We start from the raw sequence: 20,117 nt of genomic DNA, 5'->3' as shown, positions 1-20,117 counted from the left end.
CAGCTACTCCCCTTCGGCCAACCAACCCATTTGGACAATCTGGGGTTTTCGTCCATGGACAATCCAGTACCCGCGGCCGGGTGGCTGCTCTGTTGGTTTGATGCCGAGAATCGGGCCGTCGTCACGCGTGCCGTCCATGACAAAGACGCTGGCTCCTTGGTCCTTGACGGCTCCCATCACCTGGTCGTGCAGTGCGCGCAATGCGCCACTAATGCGTCTGGCGAAGAAGATGTTGAGCCCGATATCCGCGGCGTGCGCAATGACCTCCGCAAGCGGCAGCAGCGGATTAGTACGCGCACCGGCCACCAAGTCGTAGTCGTCCACGATGATGTTGATGACCGGGCCACTCCACCAATTGCGAGCCTTCAGCTGGGCAGGCGTGATATCCGGTTGCGGCAAACGCCCTTTGAGAACCTCCGCCAGCTCGGCCAGCATCGGTTCTGCCACCGCAGCCGAGCCCGCATAGCCAGCCAGCCGGTCCTGCGGGACTGCCTCCATCAGGCCGCGGCGGTAATCGATCACGACAAATTTCGAATCCCGCTGAGTATGCCGGAGCTGATGGATAATTCCCCGCAACGCCGCGGTGCGCCCACTGCCAGCCGAGCCGAATATCAGCAGGTGACGATCCTTTTCAGGGTGAAATACCACTGCCCCAAGGCCCGCCTCCTCCAAGCCCACAGTCACAGCACCTCGCACCGCTTCAGCCGGACGTGGCAACCTGGCGATATCCACCCGCCGAGGTAGCAGTTGCAGCTTCGGCGCCTGCTCACCGGCGGGCACAGCAGCCGCAATCCGCTCAGTGTCCTCAGCTCCGGTGGATGCCACCAGCATCGCAAACCCACCTGGTGCCACTCCCCTGCCAGGACTCTCCGGCACCAACTCCGCGGCTTTGCGGTCAATCACTGAATCAATGGCTTCAGCCTGCCGCAGCTCAATGCGCGTACCAATCAAATCGCGCACACTCGGCCGCATTTCACTCCAGCGATAGGCGGTGAGCAGCACGTGAATGCCCACGGCAAGGCCCTCCGAGATAAGGGCCTGCACCTCATCGCTCAGCGTCGGATGCTCCGTTTTGAACGCGCCCCAACCATCGATGACAAGCACCGAATCCGGCTGGCCAGCTGCTCTGGCCGCCTCCGGGGACAGCCAACCGTTGGTCCGAAACAGCTTCTCGCGCCGGGAGACCTCGCGCCGTAAGAAACCGATTGTGCGACGAATCAATTCCTCATCACCGCGATGGGCAAGAGCTGCAACATGTGGCAGGTTCGCCAGATCGCTCAAGCCACCAGCACCGCAGTCCACAATGTAAAAATGCAGGTCACAAGCGCTGATGCCGTCGGCAAGCGCGAGAATCGCCGTGCGCGTTGCGGTTGTCTTGCCAGACCGCGGTGCCCCGACGATGGCACCGTGCCCACCGGTTGAGCGCAAATCGATGGTCAGCGGATCTTGACGTTGAAACAGCGGTTTATCCACAAGCCCAATCGCACCTGTCAGCCGCGTGCGCGGGCTGTCGGCGGCGGGCGCTAGCTCAATGGCCTCGGGCAGCGGCGGCAACCACACCCGATGCGCGCGCACCGGCACATGCCCCACCGCCGCCACGACCGCGCCAAGTACCGTCTGTTCACTCTCTGACGTCGGGTTTTGTTCGCCTGACGCCAAGTCGCTTATCGACGGCCCGACAGCCTCCTGCGAGTAATTCGTGGCGGTAAATTCGGCAATTGTTGCAGTTCGACTCGGTGCCACAGCACCGACGCCCGCCACCTTCGCGCTCACCGGCGGCCCTGAAACGTAGGCCGAACGAAACCGCACCGGCTCCGCAGCAGCCGATTTGATGTAGCCAATACCGGGGATGGCTGGCAGATGATAGGCATCGGGAACGCCCAGCACACTGCGCGATTCCGCGACCGAAAACGTCTTGAGCGCAATGCGATAGGACAGGTGAGATTCCAGCCCCCGCAGCCTGCCTTCCTCCAAGCGCTGACTGGCAAGCAGCAGATGCATATGCAAACTTCGGCCCAGCCGGCCAATGGCGACGAAGAGTTCGGCAAATTCGGGCCGCGCCGTGAGCAGCTCCGAGAATTCGTCGACCACAATCACCAACGCCGGCATGGGTGGGGCATCAATCCGCCCGGCGCGTCGGGCCTCCTCATAGTCACTGACACCAGCGAGATTTCCGGCGGCACGCAGCTGCTCTTGGCGACGCGTCATCTCGCCTCGCAGCGCGTCCTCCATGCGATTGACCAGGATGAGCTCCTGCTCCAGGTTGGTGATAACCGCCGAGACATGCGGCAGACGGTCCAGCCCCAAAAAGGTCGCGCCGCCTTTGAAATCCACCAGCACAAAGTTCAGCTGATCTGGGCCATGCGTTGCGGCAAGGCCGACCACCGTCGTTCGCAAAAACTCTGATTTTCCCGAACCTGTCGCACCCACGCAGAGCCCATGCGGCCCCATACCACCCTCGGCACTTTCCTTGAAGTCCAGGTACACCGGCGCGCCATCATCGTCCGCACCCACCGGGATTTTCAACCGCGCCTGCCCCAGCCGCGGCCGGTAGCGCAACGTCGTCGGTGGCGGATACAGACCGAGCTCCGCCATCACCGGATCGGCGCTGGTCACAGCGCTGCCTTTGGCTGCCGTCTGCTTTACGACACGAGCCAAGCTGCGCCCTAGCACTTCCGCCTCAGCGGGACCCAAAAAATCCGGTAGACCAATCTCCTCGCGCCCCGTCGCGGTCTCTGCAGCCACAGTCTTGTCATCCACCACCAGCGCAATGCCGTGGTTGACCGCCGCCCCCCACAGCAGAGTGTCCTGCTCTACCACTGTGACCAGCACAATTGAGGTATCCGAGCCGGCGTTATCAAAAACTGGAGCCAGTTCGGTGACATCGAGGCCGTCCGCTGTGCCACCGAGGTCTTCCAACACAATCATCACAGCAGCGGGAAGCGAATCAACCTCTGCGAGTGACTGCGCCAACTGCGCACAGCCCACTGCCCGCAGACGCGCTGCCCCACAGACGTCCTCCGCCGTGGGATGGGCATGGTGCGGCACCCATTTCAGCCAGTCCCACTGACCGGTACGCCCACCATCCACCACGGCAATCAGGCAATCATCCGGCCGATGCAGCGCTGTGGCCTGCGCAATCATCGCGCGCGCCAGGCCTCTGGCGGCAGCCATGTCCCCGGTAAGTGCGATGATGTCGAAAGCCGCTGCGTCAATGGCAAAGGGCACGCGGTCAACCTGACGGGCCGAGCGAATGACCTCCCGCAGTGCCACCGCTGAGACCGGATCGAGTTTCTCCGGAGCGGGAATCGCCGGCGGGTCCACCGGTGTGGCCGGCTGCTGCGTTGCCACACCAATGCGCAGCTGCAGGAAATCCGAGTCGCCTCGGCTGCGCTCGCAAGCCCGCCCCAGCTGCTCCAATTGCCACAGCGCCTGCGGTGCAGGATGAATAAATTCAACCGCCTCTCGCTGCTTGTTGCCGGCCTTCGCCACCGCGCGCCGAATACTGGACAGGTGCCGTTGATAATCCTTGCGGGCAGCCGACATGTCTTTGGTGCCCGAGCTGCCCGACACCATCATGCCAACGGTAGAAAAAACCATGAGCAGCGGAAACATAAATGACATGGGATTGCGCCCCATACCGGAGACAAACATCAGCGCCACCATGCCAACTACGGCCACCACCATCACCACCGGCATCAGCGCCCGCATCAGCGGCACTGGTTGTGGTTCCGGTGCCTCCGGTGGCGCATCCGGTGAAATTGTCCCCGCCATCGGCTGTGGACCGAGGCTACGAGTAGCCGACGTTACTGCCTGCGAAGTTACTGCCTGTGAACTGGTCACTAGAAAAATCCCCCAGAAAATATGTCGTCTCGATGACCAATCCCCCAGGCCAATCGATGTGCTCACAGCATAGAGCACACCCCGGATTGCCGCAGTGCTCAAGTAGCGAAAATCGCCCAAGTAGGACACTCTAGAATCACGAAAAGCATGAAAGATTCATGGGGGGAACACATGCTGGGGGAACTTATTCGCGTCCGCATTGACGCAGCTCATCTACCGGAAAGCACAGATCGCGCCCACGCCGATCTCGCGCTTCCCACCCACATTGCCGTCGCAGCGCTCCTGCCGGATCTGCTACGGATTTTCAACATCGACATCGCCGATTTTCCACTTGCCACCTGGCAACTGCGCACCGCCACAGGCCAAATTTTGCGTGCCGACGACACCCTCGTCGATGCCGGTATTACCCATGGTGACCGCTTGGTTGTCATCAACGACCCCGGACCGGTTCCAGGGCCCCGCATTTTCGATGCCGCCGACGCCATTGCCGACACCGCGTACACCGATGGCATCGGTACCGCTGATGTGATTGTCGGCTGTGTTGCCGCGCTCATTGCCACAGTCGCGGTAGCTGCTGCATCGCTGAGCCTTGGCAGCACGGATGTCACCCTCGGTGCTGCCGTGAGCTTTGTCGCGCTACTCGTTGTCGCAGGGTGCCTGCGCATTGGATTGGTACGTCACGCTCGGGCTGCCATCATCTGCACACTCGAGATTCAATTGCTCGTTTTGGTAGTCAGCTTTGCCTTAAGTTTTGTCGGTCTAGAGACGGGCCAAATTCTGGCTGCCTGGCCACCCACCGCTGCCATTGCCGCCGGTTTCGCAGTCACCGGGTTGGTATTCCTACTAGTAGACGGCAACAACCGGATGACCTGCACAATCGGTGCGACCAGCCTCGGACTGTCGATTCCCTGTGGCATCTACTCCGCCACCATCGCGGCCTTTCAGCAGCCGTCCCACGCCGGCGCAGTCAGCGCCGCCAGCGCGCTCATCCTGCTGTTGATGGCACCATCCGTCGCCATCAAAGCTGCAGGCATCCGCGTGCCCAAAATCCCCGCTGCCGGCGAAAGCTTCGACGACAACGCCACACAGACGACACCTGCCCACGCACCGCGGCGCGCTGGCTGGCTTCTCGACGGCATTATCGTCGCCGGAGCCGCAATGCTTACCACTTTCACACTGGTGGCGCTGCTTTCCAGCTCCGGCGAGAGCCGCAACTGGTTGCTGGCCATGGCTGCTGCAATCATTATTTTCGGCGCTGTCCACTCCCGTGGCCAGGCTCGCAAAGTCGCATCTACAGCCATGGCGCTTACAGCGCTGTCGGTCGCAGTGACCGTCGCAATGCAACAATGGTTTGCCGGCAATTGGCCGGTCGCCGCTGCGATTGTCGTGCCGATGCTCGCTGGTACGGCGCTGAGTGCGCTACCGGCGACCAGGATTTCACCGACCACACGGAGGTTTGCTGAGCTCACCGAGGCCTGTGCCATCGCCGTAATTCTGCCGATTGCGGCCATTATTGCTGGCCTGCCGGAGTTCGTAGGTGGGCTGCTCCAGTGATTAATAATTTGCGGCTGATTACCGGGCTTGCAGCCACCGCGATTTCGATCTCGGCTCTCATCCTTCATCCGACTGCGGATGCACAGAGCACTCCAGAGTGCGTGGGCACGAGGCTGTCGTCGTCAAGCGCTGTGCAGGAGCCGACGGTGACAGAAAGAGTGCTCCGGTTTCGTCAAGCATGGCAGTTGACGACGGGCCTCGGCGTGAAAGTGGCGGTGATTGATACGGGCGTGGCGCCGAACATGCGACTCGGCGAGGTGCTCGACGGCGGTGATTTGGTCGATGACACCAGCGCACTAGTAGATTGCGACGGGCACGGCACCCTCGTCGCAGGCATCATTGCCGGGCTGCCCGGACCGGATGGCTTTGCCGGCCTTGCGCCCGACGCGCAGCTGCTGTCCATTCGGCAGACGTCTGGCAAAGAGGGCAATTTGGAAACACTTGCCCACGCAATCGACACGGCGGTTGACGAAGGTGCGCGCGTGATAAATATTTCGTTGACCTCCTGCTCGCCCGCTGAGGCCATGCCCAAAGGCGCGCTCGAAGTCACCGAAGCGGTGGCGCGGGCAGAGGCAGCCGGCGCCGTAATTGTCGCCGCCGCAGGCAATACAGGCGAGCACTGTCAAGCGGGCTCAGTTGCCTGGCCAGCGGTTTTACCGGAAGTGCTGGCGGTGTCAGCCATGCAATTTGATGAGGTTGGCGCAGTGATTCCAGCTGATTACGCCATGACGGGAAAGTGGGTTGATGTCTCCGCGCCGGGCGGTCCGGTACTTGGCCCGGACCCGCGCACACCGCAGGGACTTATTGATCGCCACGTGGTGGGCTCCGGTGAGACCGCGCGTGCCCAGCAGATTGCCGGTACTAGTTTTGCTACGCCTGCAGTGTCGGGCACGGCGGCGCTGCTGCTCTCGCGGCATCCGGAGCTCTCACCTGCACAGGTGCGCGAACTTATCGTCTCCTCGGCAAGCCCAATCAGCTCCGAGTTGGGGCTGGGCCGCGGTGTGGTGGCCCCTTATGATGCACTGATGTGGACCACGGTCGATACGGTTGCACAGAGCCACGTTGACGCAGCCCCGGCTCCGGCACCGACGCCTGCGGTGTCGAGTCGTGGGCAGCGTGCGCCACTGCGTGCCACCGGGCTGCTGGTGATGTGTGCTCTGCTGCTCGGCGGCTGGCTGCTACTGCGCCTTGGCCGGAGCACCGGCCAGCGGCCCTAACGCCGCCTGTTTACTCAGCTCCGGGCCAGCTCGCAGGGCTGCTGCGACCTCCCAGTCCACTTCTCGAGTACCGCCGACCTCGGGGCTGGCAGCGGCATTAAATCCCATGGCGGCAAGCGTCGTGCGGTCGTGGACGGCAAAGCGCATTCCCTCCGGGGAAATGACATGGACCGCACCGCCCACGCTGACGGCAACAGAGCTGCGATCCGCACTTCGAGCATCGACGAAACCGTCCACGGCCTGGCCTGATCCATCGGCGTGTGGATAGTCCACGTGCCGGCCACTCGGCTTATTCTGCGACCACTGCATCATCGCCTGTGGCTGTCCCGCAACGCGGCCTGCACACAACCAGCCGCTGTTGTCGGCAAACGTCAGCGGAGTCTCCGGCAAACCTGGGACAACGGGTGCTGCCGCGACGGGCACCGCAGCTAACTCGTTTTCGCTAGCTTCCATAACTGGTGACTGCGCAGCTAACAACTCTCCTAGCACCGGGGAGAGGGTCGCGGCGCCGTCGTCAAGCACGACGACACGGCGCGCGCCCACTTGCACCACATTTCCGATAGTGTCGAACGGCGCGGCAAATGCAGTGCGGGCGCCGCGCCCTGGAATGTTCGGCGCGACCAGCGTTGGGACCTCGGGAATCGCCCGGAGAAATGCGGCGCTGACGGGGCGAACGGGTGCGGTTTCCACTCCCAGTGCGCGAGCTACGGCGGCGTGCTCCGGGTGATGCGGATCGAGCAGTGAGCGATAGCCCCGGCTGACCAGCCAATAGCTCTGGCCATCGGTGACGATGGCGCTGTCATCGCGCGATTTAACCAGTTCCTGCGGGTCGCCATCGACTTCCGACATACGCACGACGGTCTGCGTGACCACGCGCGGATGCGATAGCTCCTGGCCGGTTTGCTCACAGATTTCCAGCGCCAGTCCGCCAGTGGCTGCACCAGCTGCCCGCGTCGATGATGGCTGTGCCGATGTTGGTGCCGACGCCGGCACTGGCGGCGCTGCCTCAATGCCGACCGCGAAACTGATTTCCTCATCATCGAGCGCGCTGGCCCGCACCCGCTTCGGCTCAGCGGGACTGCCCAAGATCAGGCGCGCCGAGGCCAGATTGGCAACCGGATGCAGTCGGTCATTGATACGCACATGCAGGCTTTGCGTGCCCGCCACAACTACTAGCTGCTCACCGCGACTCGACCCGCCCTGCGGCCGTACCAAGGACAAAATTGCCGTGCCCGCCGCCAATAAAACCACCAGTGTGCAGCCGATAAACAGGGCACGCGAACGAGTGCGCAGCGGATCGTGCAACATTCTCGAATCCGCCCGCACCAACGCGTGCTCAATACGGCGTACCAAAAACCTATGCCCACTGACCTGGCTAGGCGTCGTCGGTGTACGTGGCATGAGTATCCCCCAAAACTAATCCCCCACAGTTGTTACTCCCCTGCAGAGTAAGCCAGGTCACGCTACTGTGCGACCAGGGGAGAACTTTTTGGGGAAAACATTGGGGGGATTTTCTCATGAGCTTTGCACTGTGGCTACTCACCGTCACCGTCGTCATCACAATCGTCGCACACATTCCCGTGCGCGGCCGCAGCATCCGCGATCTCCTACGGCGCTCCGAGCACGGCGCACTACGCGGTCTTCGTCTCACACCGGGGCTTCGCAGGCAGCTGTCTACCACCGACATCATTTCGCTTGCCGACGATAGCCCGGTCACCATCGACGCACTGTGCTTTTATCAGCTAGCACCAGAAATCCGTGGCGAGCATGCGCATCGATATTTCCGGGCAGCCGAGCGATATGTTGACACTCCTGAGCCGTGGACTCACCTGATGGTCACGCTTGAGGATGCAGCAGATGGAGATCAGGCACTGAGCTTCCTCAGCCACCGTCTGGGGCTGCTTGGCATTCGCGCGCGCCCACTGACGGACAGCGAATGTGCGCTTGCTGCTGACTCCGAGGCCATTGTGCAGCTGCGCCGGACAGGCCGTTCACGCCACGTTGCAGCGCTGGGGCGCAAACCGCATCTGTGGCTTACCAGGAAGCGTGACCTCTCCATCACCTGTGGTCCAGCACAGGTGATTGGCGTAGGTGACAGCGGTCAGACAATTACAATGTGCCCTGCTGATGTGCCACGCCTGAGGGTTAACTGTGGCGAACAGGACATCTGCGAGCTGCTCATTGGCACACTGTCACTGGGGTATCGAGTTGGGATTCGCACCTCCAGACCGCACTACTTCACCGTGGCTCTTGGACTTGGTGCCGTACTCATTGCCCGCAGCGGGGACGACACGGTCGATGTGGTGGTTATCGATGAGTATGAGCCCGATCTGAAGACGGGCACGGCTCGCATCATCGAGGTAATCGCGGACAGCGACGATAACGCCTGCCCCACTCTGACGATGGGAGAATTCACCTGGACGCTCGCCACCGCGCGCACCACCACGCAGCTGCGCCCACTGACAATGCGCGCTGCTACAGGCCTGACTACTACCGCACGTGCGGAAACTCGTGCGGAAACTACTGTCCCAGATTCGGCAGCAGCTGATCCAGTGTCGGCAGGCCACCGCCTTCGCCCGGCAATCCCGGAAGACCCGGGGCACCTGGATCTGCCGGGGCATCGCCCTGGCCGCCTTCGCCCGGAGCGCCTTGCTGAGAGTCTGCTCCAGGAGCCGCATCTTCCTTCGGCATCTGTGCACCGGTGACAGTGCCCGCATCAATGGTGGCGTTACCAGTCGGGCCGGAGCACTCGAGCGTGGACGGGCCATATGCGGTGCAGGTGAAACCGTACGCGCTCAAGCTGGAATGTGCTGGTAGCGTCTTCATCTCTGCGACTTCTGGGAAGGTCAGTACCTCATAGGTCACGCCACCTGGATTCCACGAAACGGCATTGGCAGGCACCTTGTTACCCGTACCATCGCCCACCATCGGCGGATCCGCCAACTCGGTTTCGCATGCCAGGTAGGAGTCACCGTTCAAGTCATTGAGGAAGCACCTGGTCTTGTCATCTTCCAACTTGAACAGGCGGGTGTTCGGGCCATCGGCTGGCGTATAGTCCGCGTCATTGACCGGCGTAATCTTCGGAGCTGCCTTCGGTGCGGATGACTCAGTCGATTCCGTTGGCTTCGGTGTCGTCTTCGTGCTTGACGACATCTCCGAGCTAGAGGTGGACGTGACAGCGCGATCGGAAGTCTCAGGACTTTCCGGCTCATCATTTCCACAACCGACCAAAGCGAATGCCATCATCGCTCCGGCCGCACTCATTGCCATAAATTTATTCATCCGCATGGTGTCCTAACCTACCCGACCATCGCTCCATCCCCTAGTAGCCGAAGGTGGAATGACTTCTGGGGAGCTCGCTCGCATCTGATCAATTCGCTGAGGCGAAATCATGTCATTAATGGCGTAGATAATCACCTGTCTATCGCGATAAACAGGGGTCACGCCCGGTGCCCACCATAGTTTCTCCGACAGAGTCTTCGGAGTCTTTTGGTAATCCCAGTAATTTGGGGGTGACAGATAGATGAATCCGACATTGAGCTTTCGCGCAGCCTGGTCGACCTTATTCAAATCATGCGGGCGGTTCACTTCGCCAGTGCCCAGGAAGTCAGCGTGCCAATAGAGCATCGACGTTGCGGTCTGTGGACCGGCTACCGGCCAGGCATAGTGCGGGAACACCACCGGCAGGCCGTTTCGCGCATACATCCAGCCAGAGCCCTCTGCCGGATTGGTAAACGTGCGGTGCTCATGCGCCTCCGGCTGCTTGGCCAACCAATCAAAGGCCTTCAAATCCGTACGGGTAATCAGTCGCCATTCACGCGGCGTCTTGTACGAATAGTCCGCAACATCAGCATTCGTTGCCACACCGTAGACCACCAGAGCCGCCGAAGTCACCGTCGCCAAGCTGAAACTGACGACCTTCCCCGTCGACGGCACGCGATTCTCGCCGAATCGCCCAATACCCGTGCATGCCCACGCCACGGCAATGCCTGCCGACGCAGAAACCAAGTAGGCCGTCACCATCACCAATCGATGTGGCGTGGAATAGTGCAAATCCGTGTACAACGCCAGGATGTCCCCGGCCGCTGTGCCAAAGTGCTTAATCGCGTGGGTTGTCATCACCACGGACACCAACCACGCCGGCAGCACCCAAGCGCGACGACGGTCGAACTTGTTAAAGGTCAGCAGCGCAATCCCAATGAACCCGACAATGAGAATTGGCCAATATGGGCGATAGACCTCAGCGTGGCGAGTCAGCAACGTCACCGCACGGTACCACGAACCAAAGCGGTCGAGCCCCTCCACCTCAGCGGAGACCTCACGCACATCCGCGGTCTGAGCGGCACCGGACAGCCACTGTGGCAGCAGTACTGCCACTGCTGGCAGGAAAGCGGCTGCAATCACCGCGACGTCGTAAAGCCGTGCGCGCACCTTCCCCAGCTCTGGATGAGCCGGGCGCGGAAGGCGGTAGAACAACCACCACATCACGCCGAGCAGACCGACCGTTGGCACCGACGATGGGTGCAACTGGCCGATACCGATGATGGCCAGGGCCACAACGAAAATGCGCTCAGGCCGATGTGGCAGAGAGGTGGCTAGGGCGAAGACCGTCATCGCGAGAGCGATGGCCACCTGATACGGCCAGGCACTAACGAAGACGCCGATGGGCATGAGTACTGGCAGCGCCGCGGAGACAAGCGCTGCGATGCCTGCCCCCAGCGCCGAACGCATGTCATTGCGATCTGCGATACGCCACGCCAGAGCTGCGGCAGCCGTCGGAATGAGAACTGCGGGGAGAACCACGTCGAGATAGTTCATCACAGCTGTAATAGGCAGCTTGATAATCAGCGCCCACAGTGCACCAAAGGCGTGCCATGCTGCTGGATAGTAGGACTGCGCATGAGTTTCTACATTCTGAATCTCGCCCATTCTGGTGGCCGAGGCCATGCCGTTTTCGGTAATCGAACGGATGACATTGGCATGCCAGAGGGTGTCCCAACTCTGCTGGATTGTCTCCATCCCCTGCGGCATCGAGGAGATCCGGCTAACGGCAGTCCACGCGAGAACTATCGCCGCGACCACAATTCCAACACCTGCGACTGAGCCACGGCCAATATCAGTCCACCGACTCGGTCTCGGCACTGCCTCAACCGGCCGACGTCGCCGCATAAGCGAACTGCCGCCACGCCAACACAGGGCAACCGCCACCGCGATCAACCAGCACACTAATGCACTGACCAGGGTGAACCGAATATTCACGGCACCGAGTACCCAACCGGCTAGCCCCGCGACGCTAAACGTCACCGCCGGCCCCACGACCAACGCCCACGGCAGGCTAAGGCCGCCGGCCCGGGCGACGATGGCACCGGGAACAATCAGTAGCAAGACCAAGCTTGCAATTGCCCATACCACTACCGATCCACCCTCCCGATTTCCTCTGCGTCACGACGTTCCCGCGTCTGCTCCGCCCGTGCGGCCAAGTCGGCCGCGTCCGGATAATCAACGCCGACTAGACTGAGCCCTCTGGCCTCCGCCACCGGCACCAACGAGGAGCGTTGCTTCTCCCCCAGCAGGTCTTCAGTAAATTCCACCGGACGGCGTCCCTCCCCCACGGCCAAGCACGCGCCGACTAGAGAACGCACCATCGACCAACAAAACGCATCAGCTGTCACATGCGCTTCATACAGCTCGGGTTCCTCCCCCGTCGAGACATCAAACCACTCGAACCGCTGCAAATCACGCGTCGTTGTCGCATGCGGCTTATGCCGGCAAAACGCCGCAAAGTCATTGAGTCCCACCAACGCATCCGCTGCGACCTGCATTCGAGCAAGGTCGACACCGCGACGCCACTGCGATGTATCCCGAGCGCGCGTCGGCAGCGGACCGCTGGGGCACGTGGTCACGCGATAGACGTAGTGACGCCGAAGCGCCGAAAACCGCGCATCAAAGCCCGGATCCGCGAACGACGCATCGCGCAACGTCACGTCACTGGGCAACAGGCGTGCTATACGACGAACCAAGTTACCTGGGTCACCTGCAATAGAGCGCGTATCCAAGCTCGCCCTGGGCACATCAGCGTGAGCAACCTGCCCGGATGCATGAACGCCAGCATCTGTACGACCCGCCACTGTCAGTTGAACAGGAAAGCGCAATACCTTTTCCAAGGTTGATTCGAGCGTTGCCTGTACAGTGCGTACCGACTCCCCAGTTGGCTTGTCCTTCTGCGCCGCCCAACCGTGAAAATCCGTACCGTCATAGGCAATGTCGAACCGCAGCCGAACCATGTCGGCGTTACTATCGCGGCCACTGTCGCTGCCGGCTGGCACGGTATCTGGGGTTGAGGGCATAAGTGTCGTCACGGTTAAAAGATTGTAGCTGGCACACCGGATTGGAAAATACACATGCGTGCTGGCTGCTGATATTGGTCTGTCGAATACGCGCGCTGCGGCCGTCGTAAAGCAAAGATCCCCACTAACTGTTCGCATGAACAAGTAGCGGGGATCTTAAGAATGCTACGGCCACGTTAGGCCGTTGGCGCTAAGAGGCGCTGCGAGATTACTTCTCCTCAGCTGCGTCCTCAGCCTCAGCCTCGTCGGCCTCAGCTTCCTCAGCCTTAGCCTCTTCAGCCTGCTTCGAAGCAGCTGCACGAGTTGCGCGAGTTGCCTCTGCGGTTGCGGTCTCTTCCTCAACCAGAGCAATCAGAGACATCGGAGCGTTGTCGCCCTTGCGGTTACCCAGCTTGATGATGCGGGTGTAGCCGCCGTCGCGGTCAGCGAACTTCGGAGCGATCTCCTCGAACAGTGCCTTAACTGCGTAGTTGTCGTTGAGCAGCTTGGCAACGTTGCGGCGGTCTGCGAGAGTGCCGCGCTTTGCCTTGGTGATCAGCTTCTCTACGTACGGACGCAGCAGCTTGGCCTTGGTGTCAGTGGTCTTAATCTTGCCGTGCTCGATGAGCTGCTTCGACAGGTTGGCCAGAATCTTCTTCTGGTGCGAAGCGGAGCCGCCGAGACGGGCACCCTGCTTAGGGGTAGGCATAGGTTTCTCCTCGTTTTAATGAAGTCGCGTCGGTGAACTACTCGTCGTAGCCAGCGCTTGCGCCATCAGTCCATTCAGCGTCGTCATCCGAGTCAGCATCCAAATCGCTGACAGCAGCCGGATCGAAGTTGTTCGGGGAGTCCTTCAGAGCCAGGCCGAGCTCAGCGAGCTTTTCCTTGACCTCGTTGATGGACTTATCACCGAAGTTGCGGATATCCAGCAGGTCCGACTCAGTACGAGCAGCGAGCTCGCCGACGGTGTGGATCTCCTCACGCTTGAGGCAGTTGTAGGAGCGCATGGAGAAGTCCAGATCCTCAATCGGAGTCTGGTACGCAGCGACATCCTCAGCCTCACGCGGGCTCGGGCCAATTTCAATGCCCTCAGCGGTCTCGTTCAGTTCACGTGCCAGGCCGAAGAGCTCAACCAGGGTCTTGCCTGCCGACGCCATTGCGTCGCGGGCAGTGATCGAGTTCTTGGTCTCAACGTCGATGATCAGCTTGTCAAAGTCGGTGCGCTGCTCAACACGAGTAGCTTCAACCTTGTAGCTGACCTTCAGAACTGGCGAGTAAATCTGGTCCAGCGGAATGCGGCCGATTTCGCCACCGGAGTTCGGGGTCGCCGGCACGTAGCCGCGACCGCGCTCGACGATCATCTCGATTTCCAAGCGACCGGAGTCATTGAGAGTTGCAATGTGGTGATCCGGGTTGTGGACCTCCACACCTGCCGGGCACTCAATGTCTGCAGCGGTAACCGCACCAGCGCCCTCACGACGCAGGTAAACAGTTGCCGGCTCGTCGAACTCGCTGGAGAGCACCAGACCCTTGATGTTCAGGATGATGTCAGAGACGTCCTCCTTAACACCCGGAATAGTGGTGAACTCGTGCAGCACGCCGTCGATACGGATGCTGGTTACTGCAGCGCCCGGGATGGACGACAGCAGCGTACGACGAAGAGAGTTACCGAGGGTGTAGCCGAAACCTGGCTCCAGCGGCTCAATGATGAACCGAGAGCGCGAGGAGTCGATGTAGTCCTCAGTCAGCGTAGGGCGCTGGGAAATAAGCATGTTCGTAAATCCTCCAGGTGGCGACCGCTATATGACGCCATAGGGAATGAATGGATGCAAGCGAAGATTTTACTTCGAGTAGAACTCGACGATCAGCTGTTCCTGGATCGGAATGTCGATCTGTGCGCGTTCCGGGGTCTGGTGCACGAGGATGCGCAGGGACTCAGGAACAACCTGGAGCCATGCCGGGACGACAGCGTCGACCAGGTTCTCCTGTGCCTCTTCGAACCAGATCATCTTCTGCGACTTCGGTCGCACGTCGATGATGTCGTACTGGCTTACCTGGAAGGACGGCACGTTGATCTTCTTACCGTTAACGGTGAAGTGGCCGTGGGAAACCAGCTGACGAGCCTGGCGGCGAGTGCGAGCCAGACCAGCGCGGTAGACAACGTTGTCCAGACGCGACTCCAGCAGGACGACGAGGTTATCGCCAGTCTTGCCCGGGCGACGGTGTGCCTCGGCGTAGTAGCGACGGAACTGCTTTTCCATCACGCCGTAGGTGAAACGTGCCTTCTGCTTTTCCTGGAGCTGGAGCAGGTACTCCGACTCCTTGATACGAGCGCGGCCAGCCTGCCCCGGAGGGTAGGGACGACGCTCAAAGTTCATGTCGCCACCGACGAGGTCGACGCGGAGACGACGGGACTTACGGGTTGCGGGACCGGTATAACGGGCCATTAGTGTTCTCTCCTTACCCTATTCCTAGACGCGACGACGCTTCGGCGGACGGCAGCCGTTGTGCGGCTGTGGGGTCACATCCGAGATCGAGGACACCTCAAGGCCAGCGGCCTGGAGGGAACGGATAGCGGTCTCGCGGCCCGAACCCGGACCCTTGACGAAAACGTCAACCTTCTTCATACCGTGCTCCATGGCCTTACGAGCAGCGTTCTCGGCAGCCATCTGAGCAGCGAACGGCGTGGACTTACGAGAGCCCTTGAAACCGACGTGACCAGAGGAGGCCCACGAGATAACAGCGCCCTTCGGATCCGTGATGGAAACGATGGTGTTGTTGAAGGTGGACTTGATGTATGCGTGGCCCTGAGCCACGTTCTTCTTTACAACGCGACGGCCGGTACGACGGCCGCGTGCGGACTTCGGAGCTGCCATGTTTTACTTCTTCTTTCCGGCGATCGTCTTCTTCGGACCCTTACGCGTACGAGCGTTGGTCTTGGTGCGCTGACCACGGACCGGCAGGCCACGACGGTGGCGCAGACCCTGGTAGGAACCAATCTCAATCTTGCGGCGAATGTCAGCCTGAACCTGACGGCGGAGGTCACCCTCGACCTTCCAGGTAGCTTCAATCACGTCACGGAGCGCAGCAACCTGCTCATCGGTGAGAGCGTCGGTGCGCAGATCCGGAGAGATGCCGGTCTTCTCCAGCAGCTCAGCGGCACGGGCTGGGCCAATGCCATAAATGTAGGTAAGAGCGACCTCCATACGCTTGTTGCGCGGCAGGTCAACTCCAGCAAGGCGTGCCATACGGCAAATTCCTTCCGGTTGATGCGGTGGTTTACTCCACTGCCATCCTTTCCAGATCGAGCTAACTCGGTCGGACGCCGAGTCGCTACAGATGTTTTAGAAAGGCTCCAGCCACCGTTGCCGGAGGTAATCTCGCTGACTTCTATAAAAGCTTGTAAGACACGACTGATTTCGACGGAACGCTGGGTATACACCCAATCCACGAAACACAGCCGCCACTAGAAGCAGCTAGGACGGTGGAGTTTTCGGTCTAGTTAGTAAACGAACTGCCTGCCACTTTGTGACAGCTAGCCCGATTTACTTGTAGCGGTAGACGATTCGCCCACGCTCGAGGTCATACGGAGAAAGCTCCACGACAACTCGGTCTTCCGGGAGAATACGGATGTAGTGCTGGCGCATCTTGCCACTGATATGGGCGAGCACCTTGTGCCCATTGTCCAGCTCCACTCGGAACATCGCGTTCGGCAGGGGCTCGACTACGCGGCCCTCGACCTCAATTGCGCCTTCCTTTTTAGCCATGTCCTCCACGTCTCTCTGGTGGATACCCGGGGGCTCCCCGGCACCAGTTGGGAAATCTCTACTCTGCCTGGTGTTTTTAGCAGTTTCTGGCAGCGAAAAATGCCGCTGCGCGGACACTGCACCTACACCATCGCCCAACTTTACACGCGACCAGCATTTTTACCAAATATCTCCTGGATACCCGCCCGGTGCGATGCTCGTGGGCATCTGATTAGAATATTCATCGGCACAACTTTGACAAGTCGGAACTTTATATTGGTTTTTACCTTGCGTTTACCGATTGGCCATTGGCACCCACGACATTAGTGTCATGCCTATTGATATTTCTCTAAAAGCACTTAGCTCTAATACAGCCTTCAAGGCGCAAACTCGGTCACGCAAGGAGATTCGCTTCAACACCCGTGCGATTGCCGCTTTCGCAGCTGCTGCATTGTCGCTACCATCCGTCGTCACGCCAGGCATGACCCCCGTTGCGGGCGCTGAAACCAACGCTCCCACTACCGAAGCTGTGAGCACCTCCGCCCCGCGGACAAACGCAATCCCCGGTGTCGCCGAGCGCATTATTCTCTCTCCCGCCGCCGATGCCTCGACCGGTATGAACGTTACCTTCCGCACGCCTTCGGCCGGCGCCAGCGTTGAGTACCGCCCATCTGGAACTGAGCAAGTTGTCTCTACGCCCACTGTCGAAACTGGCAAGGGCGATGGAGTCCACCAGTTCGCGGCGCTGACTGACCTTTCGCCTGCCACAGAGTATGAGTACCGAATCATCGGTGCAGATGGAAATGCCGGCCCTTGGGACTCGTTCCGCACGGCTGCCGCCGATGCCCAGCATTTCAACTTTGTCTACTTCGGCGATGCTCAAAACGGTCTGACTGAAGAAGCAAAACTATCCGCACAGGCGGCATACTCAGCTGTCCCAGACGCTGCGCTCGCAGTACACACGGGCGACCAAATCAATAACGCCGACGACGATGAGCAGTGGGGTCAGTGGTTTGAAGCGCAGGGAGCTACGGCTCGCACAACCCCAATGCTGACTGCCCTTGGTAACCACGAACTGATGGGCGATCCACCGGCAAAGAACTTCCAGAACCACTTCACTCATCCGGACAACGGCCCGGCAGCCCTACCAGATTCCACCTACTTTGTGGATTACCAGGGTGTCCGCTTCATTACCTTGACCTCTAATAACCTGTTCCTCGGCCAGCAGGCGAAGTTCCTGGATGAGGCTCTTTCTTCCAATCCGAACCAGTGGTCCGTAGTGATGTTCCATCAGCCGGTCTACAACGCCACTACTAAGCGCATTACCACTACAAACCTGCGATACTTCGGCGACATTCTGGAAAAGCACAATGTCGACCTGGTACTCAACGGCCACGATCACGCCTACGCACGCGGTCACCGTACCGACAATGAAGTCAATGGCGAAAACACGGGCCCGGTCTACATGGTGTCGTCGTCGGGCTCCAAGTTCTACGAAGCCGAAGCTGAAAACGCGGCCTGGGATAACAACGGCGCGAACCGCAAGGTTTGGGCAAAGGAAACCGCGACCTACGCCAAAACCTCGGTTGAGGGCTGCACTATGACGGTGAATTCTGTCATTACGCACGAGGGTGCTGACAGCTACACCTCGAACAACATCAATGGTCCAGGACAGACAATGGATTCATTCACTATCGACAAGTGTGGCGAGTCCAAGCACGTCCGCGAAAACCTCTAGCCCCACAGGCTGTAGCTCAGCGGGCTACTGCACGACGGAGATTTTATGATCGCGGGGTCAGAATCCTCGGGCCGTCCGCCGTGGCGGCGACTGTGTGTTCCCAGTGGGATGCCGGCATACGGTCGGCGCTTACGACGGTCCAGCCGTCGTCAAGCTCATCGCTGCCCCACTCGCCACCAAGAATGAGCATCGGTTCGATGGCCAGAACCGACCCTTCCACGATGCGAGGCCCCTTGCCTGGCTTGCCCTCATTGGCGAGAAAAGGATCCATGTGCATCTCGCGGCCGATGCCGTGCCCGCCGTATCCGTCAACAATTCCGAGTTCGATCTCATGACGTAGTTCGGCGTCACGCGTCGCCATCTCAAGCGCGTACGAGATATCCGTCAGGCGCGCGCCCGGCACCATCGCCTTAATGCCTTCGGCGAGGACCTCGGAGGTTGCAATATTGAGCTTTTCGACGTCCTCAGCGAGCTTGCCCACACCAAAAGTGAGAGCCGAATCGCCGTGCCAGCCATCGAGGATTGCGCCACAGTCAATGGATACCAAATCGCCCTCTGCAAGAACCGTCGACGGCGACGGAATACCGTGGACAATAACTTCATTTACAGAAGCACAAATGGACGCAGGGAAGCCTTCGTAGCCGAGGAACGAGGGCTTGGCACCGGCATCGGAAATGATTTGATGCGCCACCTCATTGAGGTCAGCTGTAGTAACTCCCGGCTTAGCCGCGTTACGGCAGGCCACGAGAGCGCGACCGACGATTTCGCCGGCCGCTTGCATAGCATCCAGCTCCCCTTTGGTGCGGGCGGGAACTACTTTGCGGCGGCGTCGAAAACTCATCACAGGCCTTGACTCTACTCCGTTGGTACCACTGCAGCATAAATGCCGGACATGGCCACACCTTCGTGATGAGGTGCGGCGTCGGTGCTGGCTAGGAGTGAACGTGGCGCAGGTTAGACACGAACTAGGCTCAGACTCTCACCGATTTACTCCACAACTCCACCTGACTTACGATGACTTCCATGCATTCTTTTATGAAGTCGACGACTGCCCGCAACGTCAGCGCAGTGCTTGCCGCTAGCTCCCTTCTCCTCGTCGGCGCATGCTCAAGCAACCCAGAACCGTCGTCGGCTCCTACCGTTCCACCAGCAGAATCCTCCGCCGCCCCAGAGGGCGCTCCTGACCAGGACGGCAACTCGGACAGCACCAAGGGCTTCATGGGAACTGCTGCCCTGCCGGAGCCCATTCAGAATCTGACACCTGCCCCGATTAAGGAGAAGATTGGCAGTTGTGTCGAGTCCGATGATGCCAAGCCAATCATCCTCGGCAGCGAAAGCGTTCACGGTTTCACCTGCGTGATGGGCACCGATTCCGGTTCGGCAGCCATGGTCACCACCGCAGAAGACCCGGCTACCGTCCAGCGAATCAATGAGATAGCAGAGTCTGTAGAAAACTACGCTCCCTATGACCTTCCGGGTAAGCGGGCCTTCAGCGGCGTCAATAACAGCTCACCTTTCGTCATGATTATTGATGAAACAAACAAGGTCTACCAGGAATTCGTCTTCGCGAATGTCCCCGCCGATCAGGCACAGCCGCTTATCGACGAAGTCATCCAGGATTACCAGCAGGGTTAATCCGCCCGGCAGCCACTCGACCTGCCCAGCCCTGACAACGCACCCACGCGCACGCCCG

Annotated in this window: 16 protein-coding genes; 5 read left to right on the top strand and 11 right to left on the bottom strand. The window is 60.2% G+C overall.

Features of this window, described 5'->3' with window-relative positions; all coding sequences use genetic code 11:
• Positions 1 to 3: 3 nt before the first annotated feature.
• The gene (gene eccCa / locus Q4E11_RS05765) at positions 4 to 3,843 is read right to left on the bottom strand and encodes a type VII secretion protein EccCa (protein ID WP_303164347.1); all 3,840 of its coding nucleotides are present in this window, start codon (positions 3,841 to 3,843) and stop codon (positions 4 to 6) included.
• A gap of 147 nt (positions 3,844 to 3,990) precedes the next feature.
• On the opposite strand from eccCa, the gene eccD reads away from it, so the two are divergent.
• The gene (gene eccD / locus Q4E11_RS05760; protein WP_303164346.1) at positions 3,991 to 5,397 is read left to right on the top strand and encodes a type VII secretion integral membrane protein EccD; all 1,407 of its coding nucleotides are present in this window, start codon (positions 3,991 to 3,993) and stop codon (positions 5,395 to 5,397) included.
• Entirely contained in the window at positions 5,394 to 6,614 is a 1,221-nt protein-coding gene (mycP, locus tag Q4E11_RS05755; protein ID WP_303164345.1) for a type VII secretion-associated serine protease mycosin, read from the top strand. The genes eccD and mycP overlap by 4 nt, the downstream gene beginning before the upstream one ends.
• Here the strand turns inward: mycP and eccB are convergent.
• A complete protein-coding gene (gene eccB, locus Q4E11_RS05750) occupies positions 6,576 to 8,015 on the bottom strand; it encodes a type VII secretion protein EccB (RefSeq protein WP_303164344.1) in 1,440 nt (479 codons plus the stop codon). The two genes, mycP and eccB, sit on opposite strands and share 39 nt — an antisense overlap.
• Before the next feature lie 116 nt (positions 8,016 to 8,131).
• On the opposite strand from eccB, the gene Q4E11_RS05745 reads away from it, so the two are divergent.
• On the top strand, positions 8,132 to 9,319 hold the full coding sequence (locus Q4E11_RS05745; protein ID WP_303164343.1) for a hypothetical protein: 1,188 nt from the start codon (positions 8,132 to 8,134) through the stop codon (positions 9,317 to 9,319).
• A gap of 589 nt (positions 9,320 to 9,908) precedes the next feature.
• Here the strand turns inward: Q4E11_RS05745 and Q4E11_RS05740 are convergent.
• The 8 genes from Q4E11_RS05740 to infA form a co-directional block, all read right to left on the bottom strand.
• On the bottom strand, positions 9,909 to 12,026 hold the full coding sequence (locus Q4E11_RS05740) for a DUF6541 family protein (protein ID WP_303164342.1): 2,118 nt from the start codon (positions 12,024 to 12,026) through the stop codon (positions 9,909 to 9,911).
• Positions 12,026 to 12,898: a tRNA pseudouridine(38-40) synthase TruA gene (locus tag Q4E11_RS05735; RefSeq protein ID WP_303164567.1), complete on the bottom strand. Its 873-nt coding sequence runs from the start codon at positions 12,896 to 12,898 to the stop codon at positions 12,026 to 12,028. Before Q4E11_RS05735 ends, Q4E11_RS05740 begins: the two co-directional genes overlap by 1 nt.
• 271 nt (positions 12,899 to 13,169) lie before the next feature.
• Entirely contained in the window at positions 13,170 to 13,649 is a 480-nt protein-coding gene (gene rplQ / locus Q4E11_RS05730; RefSeq protein ID WP_303164341.1) for a 50S ribosomal protein L17, read from the bottom strand.
• Between the two features lie 37 nt (positions 13,650 to 13,686).
• The gene (locus tag Q4E11_RS05725; RefSeq protein WP_303164340.1) at positions 13,687 to 14,712 is read right to left on the bottom strand and encodes a DNA-directed RNA polymerase subunit alpha; all 1,026 of its coding nucleotides are present in this window, start codon (positions 14,710 to 14,712) and stop codon (positions 13,687 to 13,689) included.
• A gap of 69 nt (positions 14,713 to 14,781) precedes the next feature.
• A complete protein-coding gene (rpsD, locus tag Q4E11_RS05720; RefSeq protein WP_303164339.1) occupies positions 14,782 to 15,387 on the bottom strand; it encodes a 30S ribosomal protein S4 in 606 nt (201 codons plus the stop codon).
• 24 nt (positions 15,388 to 15,411) lie between these two features.
• Entirely contained in the window at positions 15,412 to 15,816 is a 405-nt protein-coding gene (rpsK, locus tag Q4E11_RS05715) for a 30S ribosomal protein S11 (protein WP_016422078.1), read from the bottom strand.
• A 3-nt stretch (positions 15,817 to 15,819) separates the two neighbouring features.
• Positions 15,820 to 16,188, bottom strand: a complete 369-nt coding sequence (gene rpsM, locus Q4E11_RS05710; RefSeq protein ID WP_303164338.1) for a 30S ribosomal protein S13 — start codon at positions 16,186 to 16,188, stop codon at positions 15,820 to 15,822.
• A gap of 297 nt (positions 16,189 to 16,485) precedes the next feature.
• Complete coding sequence (gene infA, locus Q4E11_RS05705; protein WP_016422077.1) at positions 16,486 to 16,707, bottom strand: translation initiation factor IF-1; 222 nt, start codon at positions 16,705 to 16,707, stop codon at positions 16,486 to 16,488.
• Between the two features lie 310 nt (positions 16,708 to 17,017).
• On the opposite strand from infA, the gene Q4E11_RS05700 reads away from it, so the two are divergent.
• Positions 17,018 to 18,424: a metallophosphoesterase family protein gene (locus Q4E11_RS05700; protein WP_303164337.1), complete on the top strand. Its 1,407-nt coding sequence runs from the start codon at positions 17,018 to 17,020 to the stop codon at positions 18,422 to 18,424.
• Between the two features lie 43 nt (positions 18,425 to 18,467).
• On the opposite strand, the gene map is transcribed toward Q4E11_RS05700, so the two are convergent.
• Entirely contained in the window at positions 18,468 to 19,265 is a 798-nt protein-coding gene (gene map / locus Q4E11_RS05695) for a type I methionyl aminopeptidase (RefSeq protein WP_303164565.1), read from the bottom strand.
• A 182-nt stretch (positions 19,266 to 19,447) separates the two neighbouring features.
• Between map and Q4E11_RS05690 the strand changes: the two genes are divergently transcribed.
• Positions 19,448 to 20,059, top strand: a complete 612-nt coding sequence (locus tag Q4E11_RS05690; protein WP_303164336.1) for a hypothetical protein — start codon at positions 19,448 to 19,450, stop codon at positions 20,057 to 20,059.
• The last annotated feature ends 58 nt before the right edge of the window (positions 20,060 to 20,117 follow it).

This window comes from Corynebacterium sp., from assembly GCF_030532195.1.
In the GTDB taxonomy this organism is placed as follows: domain Bacteria; phylum Actinomycetota; class Actinomycetes; order Mycobacteriales; family Mycobacteriaceae; genus Corynebacterium.
The sequence above is the reverse complement of the archived record's forward strand: the minus strand, read 5'-3'. Positions and strand labels throughout refer to the sequence as shown.